We start from the raw sequence: 25493 nt of genomic DNA on the forward strand, positions 1-25493 counted from the left end.
GTCGCTCCCCGTGACCACCCCGGACCGCCCCGCCCTGCTGCGCTCGCTCTACCGGGCCTTCACCGCCCGCGACCTCGACGCGGTGGTGGCCGCCATGGCCCCCGACGTGGACTGGCCCAACGGCTGGGAGGGCGGCCGGGTGCGCGGCCACGACGGCGTGCGGGACTACTGGGAGCGGCAGTGGGCGCAGATCCGCCCGCTGGTGCGGCCGACCGGCGTCGAGGAGCGCCCGGACGGCTCGGTCGCCGTCACCGTGGCCGTGACGGTGCGCGACCCGGGCGGCGCGGTGCTCTCCCGCGAGACGGTGCACCACGTCTACCGGTTCACCGGCGACCTCGTGCAGCGGATGGACATCGAGAGACAGGACGCCGCGCGACAGGACGCCGCGCGGTAGGACGCCGGGCGGTCGGGCGTCCGGTGGGGACGCGACCCCCGGCCGGGGCGGGCCGGGGGCCGCGCCCGCTCACGGCACGAGGATCGCGCGTCCCCGTACCCGTCCGGCCGACAGGTCGTCGATCGCGGTCTGGAAGTCGTCGAGCTCGTACCGCTGGGTGTGCAGCGTGACCTTCTGCTGGGCGGCCAGCGCCATGAGCTCGACCAGGTCGTTGTAGCTGCCGACCAGGTTGCCCAGGATGTTGATCTCGCTGGAGATGAGGTCGATGGTCGGCACGTCGATGTTCTCGCCGTAGCCGACGACCAGGTAGTCGCCGGCCCGCCGGGTCATCGCCAGCCCCTCGGCGGTGGACCCGCCCTCGCCGACGAAGTCGATGACGACCTCCGCGCCGGCCACGCCGGTGAGCGACAGGACCTGCTCCACCTGGCCGCCGTCGGCGTGCACGGTGTGGTCGGCCCCGACCGACTGCGCCAGCTTCAGCGCCTCGGGGTTCCGGTCGACGACGATCAGCTCGGCCGGTGAGAGGGCGACCATCACCTGGATGCCGATGTGCCCCAGCCCCCCGGCGCCGATGATCACGCACCGGTCGCCGGGGCGCAGCCGGCGGGCCGCCTTCGCCGCGGCGTGGTAGGCGGTCAGGCCGGCGTCGGCGAGCGCGGCGACGTCGGCCGGCTCCAGCGACTCGTCGATCTTCACGCAGCTGCGCGCCGAGGTCTTGAGGTACTCGGCGTACCCGCCGTCGGTGTCGATGCCGGGGAACCGCGAGTCCTCGCAGTGCACGTCGTCCCCGGCGCGGCAGGCGCGGCACAGCCCGCAGGTGACCAGCGGGTGCAGGATCACCTTGTCCCCGACGGCCACGTTGGTCACCGCGTCCCCCACCGCGTCGACCCAGCCGGCGTTCTCGTGGCCGATCGTGTACGGCAGCGTGACCTGCGACTTCTCCGCCCACTGCCCCTCGAGGATGTGGATGTCGGTCCGGCACACCCCGGCCCCGCCGATCCGCACGACGACGTCGTGCGGGCCGGTCACCTCGGGCTTCGGGACGTCGTCCATCTGCAGCGGCTCGTGGTAGCCGACGACGCGGACGGCCTTCATGGCAGCACCTCCAGGGGGATGAGCGGACGCTCGTCGGGACGGGGGGTCTGGTCGGCCTCGGAGCCGGGGTAGCGGGTGGTGAGCAGGCCGCGGCAGAAGTGCGCGTTGCCGTCGACGGAGATCCGCACCGAGCGGGCCCGGCGCAGCACCGTCGGCGCGTCGTCGGGGCCCGGACGGGTGCCGTCCTCGCGCAGCAGCACCGGGGCGGCGTCGTCGACCGGCAGGCCGAGGGCCGCCCGCCGGCGGCGCAGGGCGGCCGCGGCGTCGGCCGGGAGGTCGCCGAGGGTGACCGCCCGGACGTCGGCCGCCGGGTCGGCGCGGAGCAGGGCGGTGAGCGCCCGCTCCATGGCGGCGGTGTGCGCCTTGCGGGTGAACGTCGCCCGCAGGTCGTCCAGCGACTCCTCCGCCTCGTGCCCGAAGGTGCCGCGGTAGCCGAGCCCGGCGGCCAGTCCCCGGTTGATGAGGTCGGAGTCGTGGTGGTCGTCGAGCTCGACCACCACCCGCCGCACCCCGGGGACGGCGGAGAGGGCGTCGTGCGCGTCGGAGACCATCAGCCAGGCGAAGTTCGGCGCGCAGAACGACGTCGGCAGCCGCAGGTGCACCTCGACGGTGCCGCCGTGGACGGCCACCGAGCGGACGAACCCGAGGTCGGTGATCGGCTCGTCCAGCTCGGGGTCGACGACGGACCCGAGGGCCGCGCGGACCTCGGCGGCGAGGTCGGGCAGGACGGCGGTCACCGGACGCCCGCGAGGTCGGCCGCGGCCGGCTCCCGGGGGCCGGTCTCGGTCTCGTCGGCCAGGGGCAGCCGCAGGTGCTCGGGCACCGGCAGGTCGTAGAGGCGGGCGGCGTTGAGGCCGAGCACCTTCTTCTTCTCCTCGGTGGTGATCGGCGCGTACTCGGGGCTCATGTCCTCCGGGATCTGGAAGTCCACGAACTTCTCGACCAGCCACTTCGGCGTCCAGAGCGCGTAGTCGCTGGAGAACAGGATCCGGTCCACGCCCAGCCAGTAGACGAGCTCGCCCATGATCTGCGCGAAGTACCGCGGGCGGCTGTGGATGAACGGCATGGCCACGGCCAGCCCCGCGTACACGTTGGGCTCCTGGGTGGCGATCCAGCAGAAGTCCTCCAGGCGCGGCAGCCCGCAGTGCTCCACCACGAAGGTCAGGTCGGTGAAGTCGCTGGCCACGTGGTCGACGTCGGCGACGTCGAAGGCGTCCCGGTCCAGCGGCCGGATCGTCGGGCCCTTGTGGATGTGGATGTTGCGGATGCCCAGCTCGCGGCACAGCTCGAAGTAGCGGTAGGCCATCGGGTCGGTGAGCTTCCAGCCCCGGGACTCGCCGTGCCAGTCGGCGGTGTAGAGCTTCACGCCCTTGAGGTGCATCCGCTCGGCGTTCGCGCGCAGCGCGTCCAGGCCGTTCTCGCCGTCGCGCGGGTCCCAGTAGTGGTTGTAGGTGAGCTTGTCCGGGTGGGCCTGCGCGAGGGCGAACGCCTCCTCGGTCTGGCCGAACCCGCGGTGGTAGAACTCCGCGAGCCGGGCCGGCTGGAAGACCGCGTGGTCGACGATGCCGTCGACGAACACGTCGCGCATCAGCCGCTCGCCGCCCTGGTAGAGGTACTCCTCGTAGCCCCAGGTCTCGGACTCCGGGCTGAGGTTGCGGTGGTAGTCGTAGAAGCAGTCGATGAACTGCTTGCCGTGGACGTTGCGCTGGTTCTCGGGCCGCGCGTCCCACAGCGCGATGTGCGCGTCCACCACGTAGTACTGCTCGCCGTCCTTGGTGTACATCCGTCGGCCTCCGTCGGCTCCGGTTGTGAGGCGGGTCACCTCTCCGCCGCCGACGCTAGGGCGGGTCGCGAGGCGCCGAGAACCGTCCCGGTGTCCCACTTTGAGACGCCCCGGCCACCGCGGCGGCGGGTACCTTCCGGTGACACAGGCCACAGGTGTCCTGCTGTCCGGAGGTGACCGTGGACGAGCTGGTCACCCCGCCGGAGCCGCTGCCCGCGACGGCCGGCCAGGGCAGCGCCCCGCGGGTCCGCGCGTCGTGGCGGCGCAGCCAGGGCTACGGCGTGCCGCCCGACGAGGTGGTGCCGGTGTTCACCGGGAGCCCGGACACCGGGTCGCTGCTCTACGAGTGCGCGCACCGGGTCCTCACCGACCTGCAGTCGACGATCGCCAACGAGCCGGTGAGCCTCATGGTCGCCGACCCCGCCGGGTTCGTGCTGGCCCGGATCGGCGACGACACCTCGATCCAGCGGGCGCTGGACCGGGTGCACCTGGCGCCGGGCTTCTCCTACGCCGAGCGCAACGCCGGCACCAACGGCCTGGGCCTGTCGCTGGCCGACCGGGCACCGTCGCTGGTGCGGGCCGACGACCACTGGGTCACCGACCTGCGCGGCTACACCTGCGCCGCCGCGCCCGTGCTGGAGCCGGTGACCGGCGAGCTGGCCGGCAGCATCAACCTGACCACCTGGTCGGACTCCTCCTCCGACCTGCTGCTCGGCCTGGCGCAGACGGCGGCCAGCGCCACCAGCGCCCTCATGGCGGTGCGCTCGCGCGGCCGGCTGCTGCGCCCGGCGCCGCGCGGCGAGGTGTTCCGGGTGGTCGGCGGCTCACTCGCCCCCGACGACGGCGACCCGTGCGTCTCCCCCGCGTGGCGGGCGGCGGTCGACCGGGCGGCGGTCGCGGTCGCCTCGGGCCGGCTGGCGGTCGTCGTCGGCGAGGAGGGGGCGGGCAAGGCGACGGCGGCCGCGCTGGCCCGGCGGCGGCTGCCGGGCCGGCAGCGGCTGCTGCAGGCCCGCGCGCCGGAGGCCGGGGACGTCGCGCCGTGGCTGGAGCTGTGGACCCCCGAGCTCCGCGACGCGGACACCTGCGTGATCGTCTCCGGGCTGCACCGGCTGCCGGCCTGGGCCGCCGGGGAGCTGGCGCAGGTGCTGGCCACGGTCCGCCCCGCCGGGCGCCCGCAGCCGGCGGTGCTCACCGCGCCGGAGTACGCGGCGCTGCCCGAGCCGATCGCCCGGCTGGCCGACGCCGTCGTCGAGGTGCCGCCGCTGCGCGACCGCGCCGACGACGTGCTGCCGCTGGCGGCCTGGACCGCGCGGCAGGAGCGGCACCGGGACGTGGCGTTCACCCCGCGGGCGGCCCGGGCGCTGGCCGCCTGCGGCTGGCCGGGCAACGTCGCCCAGCTGCGGCGGGTGGTGCGGGAGGCGGCGGCCCGCGCCGACGTCGTCGACGTGCACCACCTGGCCCCGGAGGTGCTCGACGGCGGCGCCCGGCCGCTGTCCCGGCTGGAGCGGCTCGAGCGCGACGAGATCGTGCGGTGCCTGACCGAGCCGGGCACCACGATGACCCGCGTCGCCGAGGAGCTCGGCATCGGCCGGGCGACCCTCTACCGCAAGATCGCCCAGTACAAGATCACCGTCCCGCAGCGCTGACCCAGCCCGGGCGACGTGCGGGAACGGCCCCGGTGCCCCCCACGCCCCGCGCCGAGCCCGCGAGGCGTGGGGGGCACCGGGTCCTTCACTCCTCGTCGGTGCGGTAGCCCAGGTTGGGGGCCAGCCAGCGCTCGGCCTCGGCGAGCGTCCAGCCCTTGCGGCGGGCGTAGTCCTCGACCTGGTCGCGGCCCAGCCGGCCCAGGTTGAAGTACCGCGCCTCCGGGTGCGAGAAGTACAGCCCGCTGACCGCCGCACCCGGCCACATGGCCATCGACTCGGTCAGCTGCAGCCCGATCGAGGCCTCGACGTCGAGCAGCTCCCAGATCGTCTGCTTCTCGGTGTGCTCGGGGCAGGCCGGGTAGCCGGGCGCGGGCCGGATGCCGCGGTAGCGCTCGGCGATCAGCGCGTCGTTGTCCAGCCGCTCGTCGGCGGCGTAGCCCCAGAACTCGCGGCGCACCCGCTCGTGCAGCCGCTCGGCGAACGCCTCGGCCAGCCGGTCGGCGAGCGCCTCGAGCATGATCGCCGAGTAGTCGTCGTGGGCGGCCTTGAACGCCGCGACCCGCTCGGCCGACCCGAGCCCGGCGGTGACGGCGAAGGCGCCGACGTGGTCGCGCAGCCCGGTCTCCCTGGGCGCCACGAAGTCGGCGAGCGACTTCCGCGGGGCGCCGTCGCGGCCCTCGGTCTGCTGCCGGAGCTGGTGCAGCACCGCGCGCACCCGCGTGCGGGACTCGTCGGCGTAGACCTCGATGTCCTCGCCGTCGACCCGGGCCGCCGGGAACAGCCCGAACACGCCGGAGGCGGTGAGCCAGCGCTCGGCGACGATCCGGTCGAGCATCTGCTGCGCGTCGGCGTACAGCCGCCGCGCGGCGTCGCCGGTGGCCGGGTTGTGCAGCAGGTCGGGGAACCGGCCGCGCATCTCCCAGGCGGTGAAGAACGGCTGCCAGTCGATGTAGCCGCGCAGCTCCTCCAGCGGGTAGTCGCGCAGCACGCGGGTGTGCGCCACCTCGGCGTCGCCGTGCGCGTGGTCGCAGGCGGGCCCGGTGCACACGTCGCGGGTCTGCTGCAGCAGCATCCGCGGCCGCGGCGGGGTGTAGGCCGACCAGTCCAGCGCCGGTGCGGCGGCGCGGGCGGCGGCCAGCGGCAGCAGCGTCCGGGTGTCGGTGCGCGCGGCGTGCCGCTCGCGCAGCGCCTCGTACTCGGTCCCGGTGGCCGCCAGCAGGCCGGGGCGCTGCTCGTCGGACAGCAGCGCCGCGACGACCGGCACCGACCGCGACGCGTCCTTCACCCAGATGACCGGCCCGTGGTAGCGCGGCGCCACCTTGACCGCGGTGTGTGCCCGCGACGTGGTCGCCCCGCCGATGAGCAGCGGCACCTCGAAGCCCTGCCGCTCCATCTCGGCGGCCAGGTTGACCATCTCGTCCAGCGACGGCGTGATCAGCCCGGACAGGCCGATGACGTCGGCGCCGACCTCCTTGGCGGTGTCGAGCACCTTCTGCGCCGGCACCATGACGCCGAGGTCGACGACGTCGTAGTTGTTGCACTGCAGCACGACGCCGACGATGTTCTTGCCGATGTCGTGGACGTCGCCCTTCACCGTCGCCATGACCACGGTGCCGTTGGTGCGGTCGGCGTCGCCGGGCTGCCTCTCCGCCTCGATGAAGGGCACGAGGTGGGCCACGGCCTTCTTCATCACCCGCGCGGACTTCACCACCTGCGGCAGGAACATCTTCCCGGCGCCGAACAGGTCGCCGACGACGTTCATCCCGCCCATCAGCGGGCCCTCGATGACCTCGATCGGCCGGCCGCCGCGCGCGGCGATCTCCAGCCGCAGCTCCTCGGTGTCGGCCTCGACGAACTCGTCGATGCCCTTCACCAGCGCGTGGGTGATCCGCTCCCCGACCGGCAGCGCCCGCCACTCCTCGGCGGCGGCCTCCTCGGCGGCGCCGGAGGCGGCGTACTCCCCGGCGATCTCCAGCAGCCGCTCGGTGGCGTCGGGCCGGCGGGCCAGGACGACGTCCTCGATCCGCTCGCGCAGCCGCTCGGGGACCTCCTCGTACACCTCCAGGGCGCCGGCGTTGACGATGCCCATGTCCATGCCGGCGGCGATCGCGTGGAAGAGGAAGACGGCGTGGATGGCCTCGCGGACCCGGTTGTTGCCGCGGAAGGAGAACGAGACGTTGGAGACGCCGCCGGACACCAGCGCGCCCGGCAGGTTCTCCTTGATCCAGCGGGTGGCCTCGATGAAGTCCAGGCCGTAGCGGGCGTGCTCCTCGATGCCGGTGGCGACGGCGAAGACGTTGGGGTCGAAGATCACGTCCTCGGCGGGGAAGCCGACCCGGTCGACGAGGACGTCGTACGCGCGACGGCAGATCTGCTGCCGGCGCTCGAGGGTGTCGGCCTGCCCGTCCTCGTCGAAGGCCATGACGACGACGGCGGCGCCGTACTTCCGGCACAGCCGCGCCTGCTCGACGAACTCCGCCTCGCCGTTCTTCAGCGAGATCGAGTTGACGATCGACTTGCCCTGCAGCTGCTGGAGGCCGGCCTCGATGACCTCCCACTTGGAGGAGTCGACCATCACCGGCACGCGGCAGATGTCGGGCTCGGCGGCGATCAGGCGGGTGAAGCGGGTCATCGCCGCGACGCCGTCGATCATGCCCTCGTCCATGTTGACGTCGATGACCTGCGCGCCGGCCTCGACCTGCTGGCGGGCGACGGCCAGCGCCGTCGGGTAGTCGCCGTCGCGGATCAGCCGGCGGAAGCGGGCCGAGCCGGTGATGTTGGTGCGCTCGCCGACGTTGACGAACAGCGAGTCGGCGTCGACGGTCAGCGGCTCCAGCCCCGACAGCCGCAGCGCCGGGCGGACCACCGGCGGCGTGCGCGGCGGCAGCCCGTCCACGGCCGCGGCGACCGCCGCGATGTGCTCGGGCGTGGTGCCGCAGCAGCCGCCGACGACGTTGACGAAGCCGTCCTCGGCGAAGCCGTGCAGCACGCCGGCGGTGTCGGCGGGCGCCTCGTCGTACTCGCCGAAGGCGTTGGGCAGCCCGGCGTTGGGATAGCAGGAGACGAAGGTGCCGGCCATCCGCGCCAGCTCGGCGACGTAGGGCCGCATCTCCTTCGCGCCCAGCGCGCAGTTGAGCCCGACCACCAGCGGCCGCACGTGGCGGACCGAGTGCCAGAACGCCTCGGTCGTCTGCCCCGACAGCGTCCGCCCGGAGGCGTCGGTGATGGTGCCGGAGATCATCACCGGCCAGCGGCGGCCGCGCTGCTCGAACAGCGTCTCCAGCGCGACGATCGCGGCCTTGGCGTTGAGCGTGTCGAAGATCGTCTCGACCAGCAGCACGTCCGCGCCGCCGTCGACCAGGCCGCCGGCCTGCTCGAGGTAGGCCGCGACCAGCTCTAGGAAGGTGACGTTGCGGGCGCCGGGGTCGTTGACGTCGGGCGAGATGGACGCCGTCCGGGTGGTGGGGCCGAGGGCGCCGGCCACGTAGCGGCGCCGGCCCGGGGTGCGCGCGGTGGCCGCGTCGGCCTCCCGGCGGGCCAGCCGGGCCGCCGCGACGTTGATCTCCCGCGCGAGCCCGGCCATGCCGTAGTCGGCCAGCGAGACGGCGTTGGCGTTGAAGGTGTTGGTCTCGACGAGGTCGGCGCCGGCGTCGAGGTACTCGCGGTGGATGCCCGCGACCAGCTCCGGCCGGGTGAGCACCAGCAGGTCGTTGTTGCCCTGGACGTCGACCGGCCAGTCGGCGAAGCGCTCCCCGCGGTAGCCGGCCTCGCTCGGGCGGTCCCGCTGGATCGCGGTCCCCATCGCGCCGTCGAGCACGAGGATCCGCTGCTCCATCAGGGCGGTGAGCTCCGCCGTCGCGTCGGGCCGGAGGTCGGGGGCGTCGGTCACGGGCATCCTCGGGGTGCGTTCGGGACGGTGCCGGGAACTCCTGTGCAAGCGTGCCCCACACCGGAGCCGGGTGGTCCGGGGAGCAACCCGGGACGTCCGGGACATCTTCCCATCCCGCTCCACCCCGGCCGGGCCGCCCGACCGACGTAGGCTCGCAGGGGTGATCGACCCGAAGTCCGCTCCCGAGGAACTGCCCCAGCTGAACCAGCCGGTGGCGGTGGTCGCCTTCGAGGGCTGGAACGACGCCGGGGACGCCGCCACCGGGGCGCTCGAGCACCTGGAGCTCATCTGGGACGCCACCCCCCTGGCGGCGCTCGACCCCGAGGACTACTACGACTTCCAGGTCAACCGGCCCACCGTCTCGCTCGTGGGCGGGGTGAGCCGGCGCATCGAGTGGCCGACGACGCGCATCTCCGTGGCCCGCCCGCCGGGCAGCGACCGCGACGTCGTCCTGATCCGCGGGATCGAGCCCAACATGCGCTGGCGCGGGTTCTGCGCCGAGCTGATCGAGCTGTGCGAGGAGCTCGGCGTCCAGACCGTGGTGGCGCTGGGCGCGCTGCTCGCCGACACCCCGCACACCCGGCCCACCCCGGTCTCCGGCTCGGCCTACGACCAGGAGTCCGCGCGCACCTACGGCCTGGAGACCTCCCGCTACGAGGGGCCCACCGGCATCCTCGGGGTCTTCCAGGACGCGTGCGTGCAGGCCGGCCTGCCGGCGGTGAGCTTCTGGGCGGCGGTCCCCCACTACGTCTCCCAGCCGCCCTCCCCGCGGGCCACCGTCGCGCTGCTGCAGCGGGTCGAGGAGGTGCTGGAGCTGGCCGTGCCGCTCGGCGCGCTCCCCCAGCAGGCCGACGAGTGGGTGAAGACCGTCGACGAGATGGCCCAGGAGGACGCCGAGGTCGTCGAGTACGTGCGCTCGCTCGAGGAGCGCGCCACGGAGAGCGACCTGTCCCAGGCCGACGGCGACCAGATCGCCCGCGAGTTCGAGCGCTACCTCCGCCGCCGCGGCTCCTCGCCCAACTGAGCGGCCCTCCCCCGGCAACCGGCCCCGCCTCCGGCGGTGCCCACCGGCCGGGGTCGGGGCCGAGTTGGGGATAACGGTCGGGACGGCGACGGTGCGGGCGTTCCCCGTGCCCTGCCGGTCCTGCAGCACCGGCAGGGCACGGGCGGCCCCGGCGACGGCCCGGCGTCAGGCGGGCGCGGCGCCGAGGACCCGGCCCCGCACGCTCACTCGCGGCGCAGCAGCGGGGCCATGCGGGCGGCGGCGTCGTCGCCGAAGAGCCGGTCGTGGGTGGCCAGCGCGTACCGGTCGGTCATCCCCGAGACGTAGTCGACGACCTGGGTGACGACGTCGGCCTCGGTGTCCCGGTAGGACGCCGGGATGAGGCCGGGCGCGGCGAGGTGGTGGTCGACCAGCCGGCGGATGACGTCGACCGCCAGCTGCTTCTGCCCCGCGGCGGTCTCGGACAGGTAGACCCGCCGGAACATGAACGTGCGCAGCTCGTCCATCGCGGCCAGCGGCTCGGCGGCCATGACCACCGCGCCGCCGTCGGCCAGGGACCCGGCGACGACGGCGTCGACCATCGCGCCCACCATCGCGCTGCCGGGCTCGCCGAACAGCTCGCAGGCGCGGGCGGGCAGGTCGGGGACCCGCAGCACCCCGGCGCGGACGGCGTCGAGCGCGTCGTGGGACAGGTAGGCGATCCGGTCGGCGTACCGGACGCACTCCCCCTCGCGCGTGGCCGGCGGCGGGGCGATCTTCCAGCTGTGCGCGCGGATGCCGTCGCGCACCTCCCAGGTGAGGTTCAGGTGCTCGAGCACCTCGACGATCCGCACCCCCTGCGCCGCGTGGTGCCACCCGCCGGGCACGTAGGGGTCGAAGGCGTCCTCGCCGATGTGCCCGAACGGCGAGTGGCCGACGTCGTGGCCCAGCGCGATCGCCTCGGCGAGGGTCTCGTTCAGCCCCAGCGCGCGGGCGATCGCGCGGGCCACCTGGGTGACCTGCAGCGTGTGGGTGAGCCGGGTGACGAAGTGGTCGCCGTCGGGGTTGAGGAAGACCTGGGTCTTGTGCTTGAGCCGGCGGAAGGCCTTGGCGTGCAGGATGCGGTCCCGGTCCCGCTCGAACGCGGTGCGCAGCGGGTCCTCGGGCTCGTCGACGGCGCGGCCGCGGGTGGCCCCCGACCGGGCCGCGGCCGGGGCGAGGCCCTGCTCCTCCCGCTCGCGCGCGGCGCGGTCGGTGAAGCAGAAGCCCCCGCCCATCAGCCCTCCTGCAGCGCGGTGTCGAGCTCGATCCCGAGCAGCGCGTCGACGGCGTCGGCCACCATCGCCGGGGCGCCGTCCTCGGCCTCCCCGTCCCCGGCCAGCGTGGCGGCCGCCCAGGCGTCGACGCCGGCGATCGCGCCGGGGCTGTCGAGGTCGTCGGCCAGCCGCTCGCGCAGCGCCGCCAGCACCGGCGCGGCGGGAGCGCCGGCGTCGCGGGCGACGGCCCGCCGCCAGGTGGCCAGCCGCGCCTCGGCGGCGGACAGCAGGTCCGGCGTCCAGGCGCGGTCGGTGCGGTAGTGCCCCGACAGCAGCGCCAGGCGGATCGCCATCGGGTCCACGCCCTCGCCGCGCAGCTTGGAGACGAACACCAGGTTGCCCCGGCTCTTGCTCATCTTCTCGCCGTCCAGGCCGATCATCGCCGCGTGCACGTAGGCCCGGGCGAAGGGCTTGGTCCCGGTCAGCGCCTCGGCGTGGACGGCGGAGTACTCGTGGTGCGGGAAGACCAGGTCGCTGCCGCCGCCCTGCACGTCGAAGCCCATGCCGATGGTGTCCAGCGCGATCGCGGCGCACTCGACGTGCCAGCCGGGCCGGCCGTCGATGCCGCGCGGGCCGGGCCAGGACGGCTCCCCCTCGCGGGCACCGCGCCACAGCAGCGGGTCGAGCCGGTTGCGCTTGCCCGGGCGGTCCGGGTCCCCGCCGCGCTCGGCGGACAGCGCGAGCATGGTCGCCTCGTCGTAGCCGGACTCCTCGCCGAAGCCGGGCGCCTGCGCGACGTCGTGGTAGACGTCGCCGGTGCCGTCGTCGAGGACGTAGGCCAGGCCCGCGTCCAGCAGCGTCTCCACGTGGGCGACGATCATCGGGATCGCCGCCACCGCGCCGACGTAGTCCTCGGGCGGCAGCACCCGCAGCGCGGTCATGTCCTCGCGGAACAGCGCGGTCTCGCGCATGGCCAGGACGACCCAGTCCTCGCCGTCGCGCTCGGCGCGCTCGAGCAGCGGGTCGTCGATGTCGGTCACGTTCTGCACGTAGTGGACCGCGTGCCCGGCGTCCCGCCACACCCGGTTGACCAGGTCGAAGGCCAGGTAGGTGGCGGCGTGGCCGAGGTGGGTGGCGTCGTAGGGGGTGATCCCGCAGACGTACATCCGCGCCACGGCGTCGGGCTCGGTGTCCACGACCTGCCCGCGCGCGGTGTCGTAGAGCCGCAGGACCGGACCGGGGCCCGGGAGGGTCGGCAGGAGCGGGGCGGGCCAGCTGAGCACGTCATCGAGCCTAGTTGCGGTGCCGGCGCGCCCGCGGGCGCCGCCCCCACCTGGGGACGGCGCCCGCGGGCCCCGGCCGGCTGCCGGTCGGCTACTCGTCGTCCTCGTCGACCCACTCGAGGGTCCGGGTCACCGCCTTCTGCCACTTGCGGTACTGCCGGTCGCGGGTGGTGTCGTCCATGCCCGGGCTCCACCGCTTGTCCTCGGCCCACTGGCTGGTGAGCTCCTCCTCGTCGGCCCAGAACCCGACCGCGAGGCCCGCGGCGTAGGCCGCGCCCAGCGCCGTCGTCTCGGCGATCTTCGGGCGGACGACGTCGACGCCGAGGATGTCGGCCTGGAACTGCATGAGCAGCTCGTTGACCACCATGCCGCCGTCGACCCGCAGCTCGGTGAGGGCCACCCCCGAGTCGGCGTTCATGGCCTCGACGACCTCGCGGGTCTGGTAGGCCGTGGCCTCCAGCACCGCCCGGGCCAGGTGGCCGCGGTTGACGTAGCGGGTGAGCCCGACCAGCGCGCCGCGGGCGTCGGAGCGCCAGTGCGGGGCGAACAGGCCGGAGAACGCCGGCACGAAGTAGGCGCCGCCGTTGTCGTCCACCGACCGGGCCACCGCCTCGATCTCCCCGGCGCCGCCGATCAGGCGCAGGTTGTCCCGCACCCACTGCACCAGCGACCCGGTGACGGCGATCGAGCCCTCCAGCGCGTAGACGGGCTTGCGGCCGCCGATCTGGTAGCAGACCGTCGTCAGCAGGCCGTTGCGCGACGACACCGCCTCCTCGCCGGTGTTGAGCAGCAGGAAGTTGCCGGTGCCGTAGGTGTTCTTGGCCATGCCCTGCTGGAAGCAGACCTGCCCGAAGGTGGCCGCCTGCTGGTCACCGAGGGCGCTGGCGATCTTCACGCCGGCCAGCGCGCCGGCGTGCCGGCCCTCGCCGTAGACCTCCGAGCTGGACCGGATCTCCGGCAGCATCGACATCGGGATGCGCATGTCCGCGGCGATGGACTCGTCCCACGTGAGGGTGCGGTAGTCCATGAGCATCGTGCGCGAGGCGTTGGTGACGTCGGTGATGTGCTGGCCGCCGGTGGTGCCGCCGGTGGCGTGCCAGAGCAGCCAGCTGTCGACCGTGCCCATGAGCAGGTCGCCGCGCTCGGCGCGCTCGCGGGCGCCCTCGACGTTGTCGAGGATCCAGGTCACCTTGGGCCCGGCGAAGTAGGTGGCCAGCGGCAGGCCCACCTTCTCCTTGTACCGGTCCGCTCCCCCGCCGAGCTCGCCGAGCTCGGTGCAGATGCGGTCGGTGCGGGTGTCCTGCCAGACGATCGCGTTGTAGACCGGCTCGCCGGTGGTCTTGTCCCACACGACGGTGGTCTCGCGCTGGTTGGTGATGCCGACCGCGGCGAGGTCGGAGCCGACCAGGTCCGCGCGGGCCAGGGCCTGCCCGACGACCTCGCGGACGTTGGTCCAGATCTCCATCGGGTCGTGCTCGACCCACCCGGCGCGCGGCATGATCTGCCGGTGCTCGGTCTGGCCGACACCGACGACGGCGCCGTCGTGGTCGAAGATCATGCAGCGGGTGCTGGTGGTGCCCTGGTCGATGGCGGCGATGTAGCTGCTCACGGTTCCTCCGGGTGCGTCGTTGCAGGGGGACGGTGCAGGGGTCGGGTGCGGACGGTCGGGACGGGGGCCGGCGGGACGGCCGGGCGGTCAGAAGCCCTGGGCCAGCAGGCCGGCCAGGGCGCCGCCGACGAGCGGGCCGACGACGGGGACCCACGCGTAGCCCCAGTCGCTGCCGCCCTTCTTCGCGATGGGCAGCACGGCGTGCGCGATCCGCGGCCCCAGGTCGCGGGCCGGGTTGATCGCGTAGCCGGTCGGCCCGCCGAGCGAGTTGCCGATGCCGATGACCAGCAGGGCGACGGCGACCGGCCCGATCTCGCTCGGCGTGTTCCCGAACCTCAGGATGATGTAGACGAGCGCGAAGGTGCCGATGGCCTCGGTGAGCGCGTTCCACGGAAGGCTGCGGATCGCCGGGCCCGTGGAGAAGGTCGCCAGGATCTCCCCCGGCTCGTCGTGCCTGGCGTAGTGCTTCTGGTACGCGAGCCAGGCGACGACGGCGCCGAGGAACGCGCCGACGAACTCGCCGGCGAAGTAGACCAGCGTGCTGCCGAACGTGACGTCGACACCGGGGGCGTACTCGTCGGCCCCGGAGGCCCACAGCCCGACGGTGACCGCCGGGTTGAGGTGGGCACCGCTGCGGTAGGCCGCGTAGACGCCGGCGAAGACGCCCAGGCCCCAGCCGAAGTTGATGAGCAGCCAGCCGCCGCCGTGGCCCTTGGAGTCGGTGAGCAGGACGTTGGCGACGACGCCGACGCCGAAGAGCAGCAGCATTCCGGTGCCGAGCACCTCGGAGAAGAAGACGGAGGTCAGTGACACGCTGAGACACCTCTCTGTGTCCGGTTGTGCCGTGATGGGGGCCCGCCCGGTGCGGGCGGGTCGTGCCGAGCCCTCTGTCCACCTCCTCTCCGGCAGCGGCGGTCTCGCCGGGCCGGCGGGACGCCCCGCCGGCCCGGGGTCTCAGGAGGCGCCGGCGAAGGGCCGGATCTCCGGCGCCCGCAGCCGGGCCTGCTCGGCCGAGGTGTCGTCGGGCATCGCCTCGGCGGCGCGCTCGGCCTCCACCCGTGCCAGGTAGGTGCTGATCTCCCGCTCCCGCTGGTCGTCGTCCCAGCCGAGCAGCGGCGCCATGAGGTCGGCCGCGGCGCGGGCCGAGGCGGTGCCCCGGTCGGCCTGCTCATAGGACAGCCGGGTGCGGCGGGTGAGCACGTCCTCCAGGTGCAGCGCGCCCTCGGCGGTGACGGCGTAGACGACCTCGGCCGGCAGGTAGTCCGGCGCGCCCTCCAGCGGGCGGCCGAGCTCGGGGTCGGCGTCGACCAGGGCGAGGACCTCGTCGACCAGGCTGCCGTAGCGGTCGAGCAGGTGCTCCACGCGCTGCTCGGTCCAGCCGTGCGCGGCGGCCAGGTGCGCCTTGCGGTTCCAGCGGACCCGGTAGCCGTCGGCGCCCACCAGCGGCAGCTCCTCGGTGAGCGAGGCCGGGATCGGTGCGTCGGGGTCCTCGCCGGGCGCCCGGTCGCGCAGCGCCATGTCGACGACGTCGCGGGCCATGACGCGGTAGGTCGTGTACTTGCCGCCGGCGATCATCGTCAGGCCCGGCCGCACGGTGGCGGCGGTGTGCTCGCGGGAGACCCGGGTCGTCCCCCCGGCCTCCTCGTCGACCGGCTGCAGCAGCGGGCGCAGGCCGGTGTACACGCCGAGGACGTCGTCGCGGGTGAGCGGGCGCTCGAGCACCGCGTTGGCGTGGTCGAGCAGGTAGTCGACGTCGGCGGCCGAGGCGACCGGGTGGTCCTTGGCCAGGTCCCACGGGGTGTCGGTCGTGCCGATCACCCAGTGCGTCGGCCACGGGATGATGAACAGCACGCTCTTCTCGGTGCGCAGGATGAAGCCGTCCTCGCCGGCGATCGCCTCGCGCGGCACGGCGATGTGCACGCCCTTGGAGGCGCGCACGGTCAGGCCCTGGGCACGGAAGAGCTCCTCCGTCTGGTCGGTCCACACCCCGGTGGCGCCGACGACGTGGCGGGCGCGGACGGTGAGCTCGCGGCCGGTCTCGAGGTCCACCGCGCGCACGCCCGCGACCCGGCCGTCCTCCTCCAGGTAGCCGGTGACCTGGGTGCGGCTGGCGGCCAGCGCGCCGTGCCCGACCGCGGTGCGCACGAGCACCTGCACGAGGCGGGCGTCGTCGACCTTGGCGTCCCAGTAGCGGATGGCGCCGACGGCGACGTCGTCCTTCAGCGAGGGCGCCACCCGGCGCAGCGCCTTCTTCGACAGGTGCCGGTGCAGCGGCACGCCGTGGCCGTCGCGGCGGCCGAGCAGGCCCCCGAGGGTGTCGTAGAGGGCGATGCCCGCGCCGATGTAGGCCCGCTCCCACACGCGGTGCCGGATCGGGTAGAGGAAGGGCACCGGGTGCACCAGGTGCGGGGCGAGCCGGCCGACGAGCAGGCCGCGCTCGTGCAGCGCCTCGCGGACCAGCGCGAAGTCCAGCATCTCCAGGTAGCGCAGCCCGCCGTGCACCAGCTTGCTGGCCCGGCTCGAGGTGCCCGAGGCCCAGTCGCGCTGCTCGAGCAGGCCGACCGTCAGGCCGCGGCTGGCCGCGTCGAGCGCGGCCCCGGCCCCGGTGACCCCGCCGCCGATGACCAGGACGTCCAGGACGTCCCGGGACATGCGGTCGAGGGCGTTGGTGCGGACCTCGGGCGAGAGGGCTGTGGACACCGGGCACTCCTGAGGTGGTGCGGGGGTGGTGCGGGGCGCCGGCGGGGTGCCGGCACCCGGGGACGAGGGTCAACCTGCACCTGTTGGCCTCGCAGGGCAACCACCTGCACGTCCGTGCACCGCGGCGTTAGCGTGGGACCGGTGCGTGGGGTCGCCCGCGCCGGGAGGGAGCCAGGGCGTGGCGGCCGACGAGGACCTCGAGCGGGTGGCCCGCCGGTACTGGCTGGACCGCGTGCGGATGGAGGACATCGCCGCCGAGGAGGGGGTCTCGCGGTCCACGGTGTCCCGGATGCTGGACGCCGCGCGGGCGCTCGGCATCGTCACCGTCTCGGTCAGCGCCGTGCACGGACGTGCAGCCTCGATGGCGAGCGAGCTCGGCGCGCGGTACGGCGTCACGGCGCGGGTGGTCTCGGTGCCGGAGGACGCCCCCGACGTCGCCCGGCTACAGCTGGTCGCCGGCCGGACCGCGGCGGTCCTCGACGAGGCGATGGGCGACGGGATGACGCTCGGGCTGGCGTGGGGCACCACCACCAGCGCCGTCGGCCAGCACCTGCGGGCCCGGCCGCTGCGGGACGCGCACGTCGTCCAGCTCAACGGGGCGATGAACACCCACAGCAGCGGCGTCGGCTACGGCAGCGACGTCCTCGGGCGGTTCGGCACCGCCTGGGACGCGCAGGTGCACCACTTCCCCGTGCCGGCGTTCTTCGACCGGTCCGAGACCCGGCAGGCGATGTGGCGCGAGCGCAGCGTGCGCCGGGTGCTGGCCATCCAGCAGTCCGCCGACGTCGCCCTGTTCGGCGTCGGCGCGATGGCCGGCCCGGTGCCGAGCCGGGTCTGGGCGGAGGGGTACCTCGGCCCGGCCGACCGCGCCGACCTCGCCGCCGCCTCGGTGGTCGGCGACGTGTGCACCGTCTTCCTGCGCGGCGACGGGACCTGGGAGGGCATCCCCATCAACGCGCGCACCAGCGGCCTGGTCCCGCCGGCGCTGCGCCGCATCCCGCGGCGGGTGTGCGCGGTGGCCGGCGTCAACAAGGTCACCGCGCTGGCCGCGGCGCTGGCCGGCGGGCTGGTCACCGACCTGGTGCTCGACGAGCGCACCGCCGCGGCGCTGCTGCTGCGCCGGGCCGCGCCCCGCCCGGTGCCGGCCCTGTGGGCCCGCTGACGGGCTAGCGTCGGGGCCCGTCCCCGCGCGAGGAGGCCGCGATGGAGCTGTCGGGCTACCTGCCGGTGCTGCGCCGCACCGACGCCCGGTTCGCCGACGCCGCCGCCGAGGCCGTGCTGGCCGGCGGCTGGACCGCCCCGGTGCCCGGGTGCCCCGGCTGGACGCTGGCCGACCTGGTCTGGCACCTCGGCACGGTCCAGCACTTCTGGGCCTGGGTGGTCCGCACCCGCGCCCAGGACCCCGGCGGGTACGGAGAGCCGCAGCGCCGGCCCGACGACGAGCTGCTGGGCTGGGCGGCGGGACAGTCCGCGGAGCTGGAGGCCGCGCTGGCCGGCGCCGACCCGGCCGAGCGGGTGTGGACCTGGGCGCCCCGGAAGGACGTCGGTTTCGTGCTGCGCCGCCAGGTGCAGGAGGCCGTCGTCCACACCGTCGACGTCGAGCAGGTGCTCGGCGACGTCCGCCCCATCCCCACCGACGTCGGCCTCGACGGCATCGACGAGTGGCTGGAGGTGATGGTGCCCGGCGCGCTGCCCGACGGCCCGCCCGAGGGCGCGCACCCGGTGGTGCTGCACGCGATCGACGCCGGCGTCGAGCGGACGCTGTTCGCCGGCACCCGGCCGCAGCCGGTGGCCATGCTGCGCGGCACCGCCGGGGACCTGCTGCTGGCGTGCTGGCGGCGGGTGCCGCTGGAGGTGCTCACCGTCGACGGCGACGGCCTGCAGGCGGCCGCGATGATCGCCGCGGTCGACCTGTCCTGAACCCGCGGGGGCCGGCGACGGCTCCGAACGGGTGCGCCGAGGCCGCGTTCCGGCGCCCGGGATGCGGCGTCGGCGCACACCGTCGCCGCGGCGGGTCAGAAGGGGGGCCAGGGCAGGGCGGGCCAGTCCCCCGACGGCTCGGGGTGCACCTGCGTGCGCAGCAGCTCGGCCACCCGCTGCTGCGTGCACCGGACCTCCCGGCGGGTCAGGTGCTCGTGCAGCGCCTCGCCGAGGTCGCCGCGCAGGTCGTCGGCCAGCCGCTCCAGCACCGCCAGCGCCTCCAGCAGCAGCGGCTTGCCCGCCCAGCGCCACAGCAGGGTGCGCAGCTTCGGGTCGGTCGAAAAGCAGATGCCGTGGTCGACGCCGTACACGTGGCCCGACGCCGTCGGGATGATGTGCCCGCCCTTGCGGTCGGCGTTGTTCACGACGGCGTCGAACACCGCCATGCGGCGCAGGCCCGGGTGGTCGGAGCGGACGAACGCGGCCAGGTCGACGCCCGGGTCGCCGTCGATCCACAGCTGCACCATGCCGGGTCCGAACGGGCCCTCCCGCAGCACGGTCGGCGGGACGACGTCCCAGCCGGTGGCCTCGCTGACCAGGGCCGCCGACACCTCGCGCCCGGCGAGGGTGCCGTCGGGGAAGTCCCACAGCGGCCGCTCGCCGGCGACCGGCTTGTAGACGCACTCGGCCTCGAGCGTGCCGGTGCGGACGGTGCCGAACAGGGTCACGTTGCTCGCGTCGAGCATGCGGCCCTCGACGTCGATCTCACCCTCGCGCAGCAGGGCGCGCGCCTCGGCGGCGGTGGCCGGGGCGCGGAGGTCCTGCGCGGGCTCGCTCATCGCCGTCGTCCGGGGATCAGCGGCGGTAGCCGTTCTGCCGGGGGCAGACGTGCCCGGTCGGGTCCAGCGGCAGCGAGCACAGCGGGCACGAGGGCCGGCCGGCGGCGACGACGCGGCGGGCGCGGGCCACGAACGAGCGGGCGGCGCCGGGGGTGATGGTCACCCGCAGCGCGTCGGGGCCCTCCTCGGCGTCGGACAGGATCGTCTCCTCGTCGACCGGCTCGTCGGTGGCGGCCACGGCCTCGACGACGACGGCCTGCGCCTCGCCGTCCCAGGCCAGGCCCATGGCCGCGACGCGGAACTCCTCGTCGACGGGCGCGGTGAGCGGCTCGAGGTCGTCGACGTCGGCGGTGGCGGGGACGGCGGTGCCGGGGCGGGTGGCGATCTCGTCGAGCAGCTCGTCCATGCGCTCGGCGAGGACCTGCACCTGCGACTTCTCCAGCGCGACGCTGACCACGCGCCCCTCGGCGTCGGACGCCTGCAGGTAGAAGGTGCGGTCCCCGGGCTGGCCCACCGTGCCGGCGACGAACCGGGACGGGCGGTCGAAGCGGAAGACCTGGCGAGGCACGCGCCCAGGTTACGCGGGGAGGCGGACGGTTGCGTTCAGGTCGTGGCCGCCCCGGCCCCGCCGCCCACCACGGCGTCGGAGTCGGCCGTCCCCTCCTTCGGGAGGAGTGCCGCGACGTCGCCGCCGGTGTCGTTCATCCGGACGACGAACGGGCGGGTCTCGGTGTAGGTGACGACCGAGATCGACGCCGGGTCGACGACGATCCGCTGGAAGGCGTCCAGGTGCAGGCCGAGGGCGTCGGCGAGGACGGCCTTGATGACGTCGCCGTGGCTGCACGCCAGCCACACCGCGTCGGGCCCCAGCCGGGCGTTCCACTCGCGGACGGCGGCCACCGCGCGGGCCTGGGTCTGCGCCAGCCCCTCCCCCTCCGGGCCGGGGAAGACCGCGGCGGAGGGGTGCTGCTGCACGACCTTCCACATCGGGTCCTCGACCAGCTCCTTCAGCGGCCGGCCGGTCCAGTCGCCGTAGCGGGCCTCGCCGAGCCGGTCGTCGGCCTGCAGCTCCAGGCCGCGGTCGGCGAGGACGGCCTCGGCGGTCTGCCGGCAGCGCTCCAGCGGGCTGCTGACCACCGCGGCCAGCGGCACCGGCGCCAGCCGCCGGCCCACCGCGGCCACCTGCTCCTCCCCTGTCTCGTCGAGCCGCACGCCCGGGGTCCAGCCGGCCAGCACGCCGCCGGCGTTCGCCGTCGTCCGGCCGTGCCGCAGGAGGATGACGGTGGTCACGACGTCCGAGCCTAGGCGCTAGCGCGGGGCGAGCACCCCGGCGCCGACCAGCGCCAGCAGGGCCAGGCCGAGCACCACGCGGTAGACGACGAACGGCGTGAACGTGCCGCGGTCGAGGTAGCGCAGCAGCCAGGCGATCACCGACAGGCCGACGCCGAACGCGATGGCCGTGGCCAGGATCGTCGGCCCCCAGGAGACGGTCTCCCCCGCGACGTCGCCGGTGAGCGCCTCGTAGACCTGGAAGAAGCCGGACCCGAGCACCGCCGGGATGGCCAGCAGGAACGAGTACCGGGCGGCGGCCGCGCGGGTGTAGCCGAGGAACAGGCCCATGGTGATCGTGCCGCCGGAGCGGGACACGCCCGGCACCAGCGCCATCGCCTGGGCCAGGCCGAACAGCAGCCCGTCGCGGACGCTGAGGTCGGCCAGCTCGCGCTTCTTGCGGCCGACCCGGTCGGCCCAGTACAGGACCAGCGAGAACGCGACCAGCGAGATGGCCACGATCCGCAGGTCGCGGAACGTCGTCTCGATGTCGTCCTGGAACAGCAGGCCGAGGACCACGATCGGGATGCTGCCGACGATGATCAGCCAGCCCGTGCGGGCGTCGGGGTCCGACCGCCGCGACCGGTGCCGCAGCGCCCGCAGCCAGGCGACGACGATCCGCGCGATGTCCTTGCGGAAGTAGAGGAGCACCGCGGCCTCGGTGCCGATCTGCGTGATCGCGGTGAACGCCGCCCCCGGGTCACCCCAGCCCGCGGCCTCCCCGACGACGCGCAGGTGCGCGCTGGAGGAGATCGGCAGGAACTCGGTGAGCCCCTGCACCAGCCCCAGGACGACGGCCTCGAACCACCCCACCGCCGCTCAGCCCCGGGTTCCGGGGGTCGGGCGGGACGCGGTGCGCGGGTTCGGTCGGAGCACGGGAGGACAGCCTAGGTCGGGTCGCCGGGGCGGGGGCGGGCACCACGCGGGTCGCCGTCCTCACACCGCCGCGCCCACCGGCCGGTGTCGGTCCGCGACGGTAGGTTGGCCGGTCGTGGAACAACGGGCGCTGGGACGCAGCGGCCTGGTCGTCTCCCGGCTGGCGCTGGGCACCATGACCTGGGGCCGGGACACCGACGAGGACGAGGCGGCGCTGCAGCTCACCGCGTTCGTCGACGCCGGCGGCACGCTCGTGGACACCGCCGACGTCTACTGCGACGGCGACAGCGAGCGGACCCTGGGCCGGCTGCTGGCCGACGTCGTCCCGCGGTCGGAGGTGCTCGTCGCGACCAAGGCCGTGGGCCGCACCGGGCCCGGGCCGCTGGGCCGCGGCGCCTCCCGCGGGCACCTGCTGGCCGCGCTGGACGCGTCGCTGGCCCGCCTGGGCGTCGACCACGTCGACCTGTGGCAGCTGCACGCCTGGGACGACCACACCCCCGTCGAGGAGACCCTCGCCGCCTGCGACGCCGCCGTCGCCAGCGGCCGCGTCCGGTACGTCGGCGTGAGCAACTACACCGGCTGGCAGACCGCGCAGGCCGCCACCTGGCAGCGCGCCTGGCCGGGCCGGACGCCCCTGGTGAGCACCCAGGTCGAGTACTCGCTGCTGCAGCGCGGCGTCGAGCGGGAGGTCGTGCCCGCCGCCGAGGCGCTGGGCCTGGGCGTGCTGGCCTGGTCCCCGCTGGGCCGGGGGCTGCTCACCGGCAAGTACCGCACCGGCACCCCGCCGGAGTCGCGCGGGGCCTCGCCGCAGTGGGCCGGGTTCGTCGACGACCTGCGCTCGGCCACCGCCGACCGGATCGTCGAGGCGGTCGCCACCGCCGCCGACGGCCTGGGCACCACCCCGCTGGCGGTGGCGCTGGCCTGGGTGCGCGACCGTCCCGGCGTCGCCGCGCCCGTCGTCGGCGCGCGCACCGCCGTCCAGCTGCAGGCCTCGCTCGACGCCGAGAGCGTCCGGCTGCCCGCGGCCATCCGCACGGCGCTGGAGGACGTCTCCGCGCCGCACTTCTCCTACCCGGACCAGCGCACCGCCCGATGACGACGACCTCCGTGAGCACCGCTCCCGCCCCCGACCCCGTCTTCGCCGCCTTCGTCGCCGCCGGCCTGTGGCCGGGCCTGGGCAGGCGGGCGGCCGCCGAGCTGCCCGCCGCCGGCATCACCTCCCCCGACGACGTCACCGCCGCGAAGCTGCTCAAGATGCCGCGGGTCGGCAAGCAGCGCGCCGAGCGGCTGTTCTCCTCGTTCCTGTCGGCCCAGCCCACCTACGGCGTGGTCGAGCTGCTGGTGCGGGCCGGGCTGGAGGCGAAGCTGGCGTCCTCGGCCGCCGACGCCCTCGGCGACGACGCCGCGCGGCGGCTGCGCGACGACCCGTGGGCGCTGCTGGGCCTGCACGGCGTCACCCTCACCGACGCCGACCGGCTGGCGATCTCGCTGCTGCCCGGCGCCGACCGGCAGGACTCCCGCCGCGGCCGCGCGATCGTCGTCATGACCCTGCGGACGGCCAGCCGCGACGGGCACACCGTGCTGCCCGCCGACCTGGTCGTGGCCGCCCTGCGCGCCGAGGGCGTCAGCGACCCGGCGGCGGCGATCGTCGCGGCGGTCGAGTCCGGCGAGGTGCTCGACCACGAGCCGCCGGAGCCGGAGTGGGACGAGTCCTCCGACGAGGAGCCGCCGGAGCCGGACCCCGCGCTGCGGATGCTGTCGCTGGCCCGGTTCGGCATGGCCGAGGAGGCCGTCGCCGAGGGCGTGGCCCGGCTGGCCGCCACCGCCGAGCGGATCGCCGACCCGGCCGCCGTCCGGTCGGTGTCCAAGGGGCTCGACGAGGCGCAGAAGCAGTCCGTGGCGCAGGTGCTCGGCGCCGGCGTCTCGCTGCTCACCGGCGGCCCGGGCACCGGCAAGAGCCGCACCGTGGCCGCGATCGTGCGGCTGCTGCGGGCCAAGGGCACCGAGGTCGCGCTGGCCGCGCCCACCGGCCGGGCGGCCAAGCGGCTGGAGGAGCTCACCGACCACCCCGCGGTCACCGTGCACCGGCTGCTCGGCGCGCAGGGCTTCGGCGGCGGGTTCGCCCGCAACGAGGAGTGGCCGCTGGACGCCGACGTCGTGGTGGTGGACGAGGCGTCGATGCTCGACGTCGAGCTGACCGCGGCGCTGATCGAGGCCTGCCCCGACGGCACCCACCTGCTGCTGGTCGGCGACCCCGCGCAGCTGCCCTCGATCGGCCCCGGGCACGTGCTCGGCGACCTCATCGACTCCGGCGTCGTCCCGGTGACCGAGCTGACCACGCTCTACCGGCAGGCCGAGGGCGGCGCGATCGCCCGGCTGGCGTCGGCGGTGCGCAGCGGGCAGCTGCCGCCGGTGGACTCCCCCGACCGCGAGGTGGTGGTGGTGCCCGCCACGGGCAGCGGCGAGGCCGCCCGGCGGGTGGTGCAGCTGGTCACCGACTCGATCCCGCGGGCGCTGGGGATCGACCCGCGCCACGTGCAGGTGGTGACGCCGGTGCACCGCGGGCCGGCCGGGACCATCGAGCTGAACAAGGCGCTCAAGGAGCGGCTCAACCCCGGCGACGGCACGGTGTTCGGCTTCGACGTCGGCGACCGGGTGGTGGCCACCGCCAACCACCTCGACCTCGAGCCGATCGGGTTCGCCAACGGCGAGGTCGGCGTGGTCACCGGCACCGGCGAGGGCTCGCTGACCGTCGACTTCTCCTCCGGCCCGGTGACGGTGACCGGCGACGCGCTGCCCGACCTCAGGCACGGGTGGGCGATCACCGTGCACCGCGCGCAGGGCTCGGAGTGGCCGGGCGTCGTCGTGGTGCTGCCGCCGGAGGCGGGCGGGATGCTGTCGCGGCCGCTGGTCTACACCGCGCTCACCCGGGCGCAGCAGCACCTGTCGATCGTGCACGCGTCGGGCGCGGCGCTGGCGCGGGCGGTGCGGGAGGTCGACGTCCGCCCGCGGCGCACCCGCCTGGCCCGGCTGCTGCGCGAGAACCTGGACGCCTGACCGGCCCCCTCGCGCGCGCGGACGGCGTTCAGTCGCGGCGGGCGAGGCCCGCACGCAGGGCGCACAGCAGCTGCGACGTCGCCGCGCGCAGCTGACCGGGGCAGGTCAGCGGCCGCGGGAAGGGCACCCGGACGTCGCGGTGCCCGCCGGGCCGCTCCACCCGCAGCCGGTAGCCGAACCGGTCGACGCCCAGCGGGCGCACCGTCTCCCCCGGCCCGGCCGGCACCCGGCTGCGCAGGACGGCGAGCACGTCGGGGTGGTCGCGGTCGAGGTGCTGCAGCATCCGCGCCTCGACGGCGGCGAGCGGGTCGGGGCGGGCGGCGGCGAACTCGCCCGGCGAGACCTCGGCGCACGCATCCCTCTCGCGCAGCACGACCTCGGCGAGGTCCACCCGCAGCAGCGCGGCCGACGTCCCGACGTCGAGCAGCGCGCCCTCGGGCCGGACCTCGGCGAAGGCCACCGCGGCCGCGCGCCGGTCGACCTCGGGCACCGGGGTGAGCCAGCCGGCCAGCCACAGGGTCGCCCGCACCGGGTCGCGCAGCGGCACCGGCGCGCGGTCGCTGACCATCAGCAGCGCCGACACGTCCCGGTCCGGCGCGGCCTCGAGGGCGGCGGCGACCTCGCCGTCGGCGGGGACCAGCACGAGCACCTGCCCGGCGGCGGTGGTGGCGTGCGCGAGGGGGCGGCTCGGCTCGCGGCCGGCGACGCACAGCGCCGCGGCACTGCGGGTCGCGGCGGTGCGGGCCCGTTCGGGGGCGCCGGCGACGGAGAGCGCTGGAGGACCCGGGCAGGTGGTCATGGCTCCCCCTCGAGACGACGGTAAGGGAAGCCTAAC

At 75.2% G+C, this 25493-nt stretch carries 21 protein-coding genes; 7 read left to right on the forward strand and 14 right to left on the reverse strand.

From position 1 onward, the window contains the following. Positions 1 to 10: 10 nt before the first annotated feature. Positions 11 to 394 (forward strand): nuclear transport factor 2 family protein, encoded by a 384-nt coding sequence (locus ACI8AR_RS09490; protein ID WP_457050789.1) that lies wholly within the window; start codon positions 11 to 13, stop codon positions 392 to 394. 69 nt (positions 395 to 463) lie between these two features. On the opposite strand, the gene ACI8AR_RS09495 is transcribed toward ACI8AR_RS09490, so the two are convergent. From ACI8AR_RS09495 to ACI8AR_RS09505, 3 genes are read right to left on the reverse strand one after another with little or no spacing between them, the layout of a single operon-like run. Further along, positions 464 to 1489 carry an NAD(P)-dependent alcohol dehydrogenase gene (locus ACI8AR_RS09495; protein WP_457050790.1) on the reverse strand — a complete coding sequence of 342 codons (1026 nt, stop codon included), beginning with the start codon at positions 1487 to 1489 and terminating at the stop codon, positions 464 to 466. Further along, complete coding sequence (locus tag ACI8AR_RS09500) at positions 1486 to 2226, reverse strand: metal-sulfur cluster assembly factor (RefSeq protein ID WP_457050791.1); 741 nt, start codon at positions 2224 to 2226, stop codon at positions 1486 to 1488. Before ACI8AR_RS09500 ends, ACI8AR_RS09495 begins: the two co-directional genes overlap by 4 nt. Then, positions 2223 to 3272 carry an amidohydrolase family protein gene (locus ACI8AR_RS09505; protein ID WP_457050792.1) on the reverse strand — a complete coding sequence of 350 codons (1050 nt, stop codon included), beginning with the start codon at positions 3270 to 3272 and terminating at the stop codon, positions 2223 to 2225. Before ACI8AR_RS09505 ends, ACI8AR_RS09500 begins: the two co-directional genes overlap by 4 nt. 179 nt (positions 3273 to 3451) lie before the next feature. Here ACI8AR_RS09505 and ACI8AR_RS09510 point away from each other — a divergent pair, with 179 nt between their 5' ends. Beyond that, entirely contained in the window at positions 3452 to 4918 is a 1467-nt protein-coding gene (locus ACI8AR_RS09510; protein WP_457050793.1) for an AAA-type ATPase lid domain-containing protein, read from the forward strand. Positions 4919 to 5003: 85 nt separating this feature from the next. Here the strand turns inward: ACI8AR_RS09510 and metH are convergent, their stop codons facing one another. Then, entirely contained in the window at positions 5004 to 8807 is a 3804-nt protein-coding gene (metH, locus tag ACI8AR_RS09515; RefSeq protein ID WP_457050794.1) for a methionine synthase, read from the reverse strand. A gap of 160 nt (positions 8808 to 8967) precedes the next feature. Here metH and ACI8AR_RS09520 point away from each other — a divergent pair, with 160 nt between their 5' ends. Next, positions 8968 to 9831 (forward strand): PAC2 family protein, encoded by an 864-nt coding sequence (locus ACI8AR_RS09520; protein WP_456938530.1) that lies wholly within the window; start codon positions 8968 to 8970, stop codon positions 9829 to 9831. A gap of 203 nt (positions 9832 to 10034) precedes the next feature. Here ACI8AR_RS09520 and ACI8AR_RS09525 read toward each other — a convergent pair whose 3' ends face one another. The 5 genes from ACI8AR_RS09525 to ACI8AR_RS09545 all read right to left on the reverse strand — a co-directional run bounded on the left by ACI8AR_RS09525 (position 10035) and on the right by ACI8AR_RS09545 (position 16637). Beyond that, positions 10035 to 11066, reverse strand: a complete 1032-nt coding sequence (locus ACI8AR_RS09525; protein WP_457050795.1) for an HD domain-containing protein — start codon at positions 11064 to 11066, stop codon at positions 10035 to 10037. After that, positions 11066 to 12328: a cysteine--1-D-myo-inosityl 2-amino-2-deoxy-alpha-D-glucopyranoside ligase gene (gene mshC / locus ACI8AR_RS09530; RefSeq protein WP_457050796.1), complete on the reverse strand. Its 1263-nt coding sequence runs from the start codon at positions 12326 to 12328 to the stop codon at positions 11066 to 11068. Before mshC ends, ACI8AR_RS09525 begins: the two co-directional genes overlap by 1 nt. 91 nt (positions 12329 to 12419) lie before the next feature. Further along, the gene (gene glpK, locus ACI8AR_RS09535; protein ID WP_457050797.1) at positions 12420 to 13937 is read right to left on the reverse strand and encodes a glycerol kinase GlpK; all 1518 of its coding nucleotides are present in this window, start codon (positions 13935 to 13937) and stop codon (positions 12420 to 12422) included. An 87-nt stretch (positions 13938 to 14024) separates the two neighbouring features. Next, positions 14025 to 14750 (reverse strand): MIP/aquaporin family protein, encoded by a 726-nt coding sequence (locus ACI8AR_RS09540; RefSeq protein ID WP_457050798.1) that lies wholly within the window; start codon positions 14748 to 14750, stop codon positions 14025 to 14027. A gap of 141 nt (positions 14751 to 14891) precedes the next feature. Then, positions 14892 to 16637: a glycerol-3-phosphate dehydrogenase/oxidase gene (locus tag ACI8AR_RS09545; RefSeq protein WP_457050799.1), complete on the reverse strand. Its 1746-nt coding sequence runs from the start codon at positions 16635 to 16637 to the stop codon at positions 14892 to 14894. Positions 16638 to 16815: 178 nt separating this feature from the next. On the opposite strand from ACI8AR_RS09545, the gene ACI8AR_RS09550 reads away from it, so the two are divergent. Beyond that, positions 16816 to 17799, forward strand: a complete 984-nt coding sequence (locus tag ACI8AR_RS09550; protein ID WP_457050800.1) for a sugar-binding transcriptional regulator — start codon at positions 16816 to 16818, stop codon at positions 17797 to 17799. 41 nt (positions 17800 to 17840) lie between these two features. Next, complete coding sequence (locus ACI8AR_RS09555) at positions 17841 to 18557, forward strand: maleylpyruvate isomerase family mycothiol-dependent enzyme (protein ID WP_457050801.1); 717 nt, start codon at positions 17841 to 17843, stop codon at positions 18555 to 18557. A 95-nt stretch (positions 18558 to 18652) separates the two neighbouring features. Here ACI8AR_RS09555 and ACI8AR_RS09560 read toward each other — a convergent pair whose 3' ends face one another. Genes ACI8AR_RS09560 through ACI8AR_RS09575 form a run of 4 tightly spaced genes read right to left on the reverse strand, consistent with a single transcriptional unit; the run spans position 18653 to position 21538 of the window. Beyond that, on the reverse strand, positions 18653 to 19396 hold the full coding sequence (locus ACI8AR_RS09560) for an SCO1664 family protein (RefSeq protein WP_457050802.1): 744 nt from the start codon (positions 19394 to 19396) through the stop codon (positions 18653 to 18655). A gap of 16 nt (positions 19397 to 19412) precedes the next feature. Then, on the reverse strand, positions 19413 to 19964 hold the full coding sequence (locus ACI8AR_RS09565) for a DUF3090 family protein (RefSeq protein WP_456938521.1): 552 nt from the start codon (positions 19962 to 19964) through the stop codon (positions 19413 to 19415). A 35-nt stretch (positions 19965 to 19999) separates the two neighbouring features. After that, positions 20000 to 20686 carry a histidine phosphatase family protein gene (locus tag ACI8AR_RS09570; RefSeq protein WP_457050803.1) on the reverse strand — a complete coding sequence of 229 codons (687 nt, stop codon included), beginning with the start codon at positions 20684 to 20686 and terminating at the stop codon, positions 20000 to 20002. Between the two features lie 18 nt (positions 20687 to 20704). Continuing rightward, entirely contained in the window at positions 20705 to 21538 is an 834-nt protein-coding gene (locus tag ACI8AR_RS09575; protein WP_457050804.1) for an undecaprenyl-diphosphate phosphatase, read from the reverse strand. Positions 21539 to 21716: 178 nt separating this feature from the next. Between ACI8AR_RS09575 and ACI8AR_RS09580 the strand changes: the two genes are divergently transcribed. Together ACI8AR_RS09580 and ACI8AR_RS09585 are read left to right on the forward strand one after the other, a co-directional pair. Continuing rightward, positions 21717 to 22697, forward strand: coding sequence for an aldo/keto reductase (locus tag ACI8AR_RS09580; protein ID WP_457044645.1), 981 nt, complete (start codon positions 21717 to 21719; stop codon positions 22695 to 22697). A gap of 11 nt (positions 22698 to 22708) precedes the next feature. Further along, positions 22709 to 24658, forward strand: a complete 1950-nt coding sequence (locus tag ACI8AR_RS09585; RefSeq protein ID WP_457050805.1) for an AAA family ATPase — start codon at positions 22709 to 22711, stop codon at positions 24656 to 24658. Between the two features lie 28 nt (positions 24659 to 24686). Here the strand turns inward: ACI8AR_RS09585 and ACI8AR_RS09590 are convergent, their stop codons facing one another. Further along, positions 24687 to 25457 (reverse strand): DUF2470 domain-containing protein, encoded by a 771-nt coding sequence (locus ACI8AR_RS09590; protein ID WP_457050806.1) that lies wholly within the window; start codon positions 25455 to 25457, stop codon positions 24687 to 24689. Positions 25458 to 25493 lie beyond the last annotated feature (36 nt).

The sequence above is a fragment of the Geodermatophilus sp. SYSU D01036 genome (assembly GCF_054050435.1).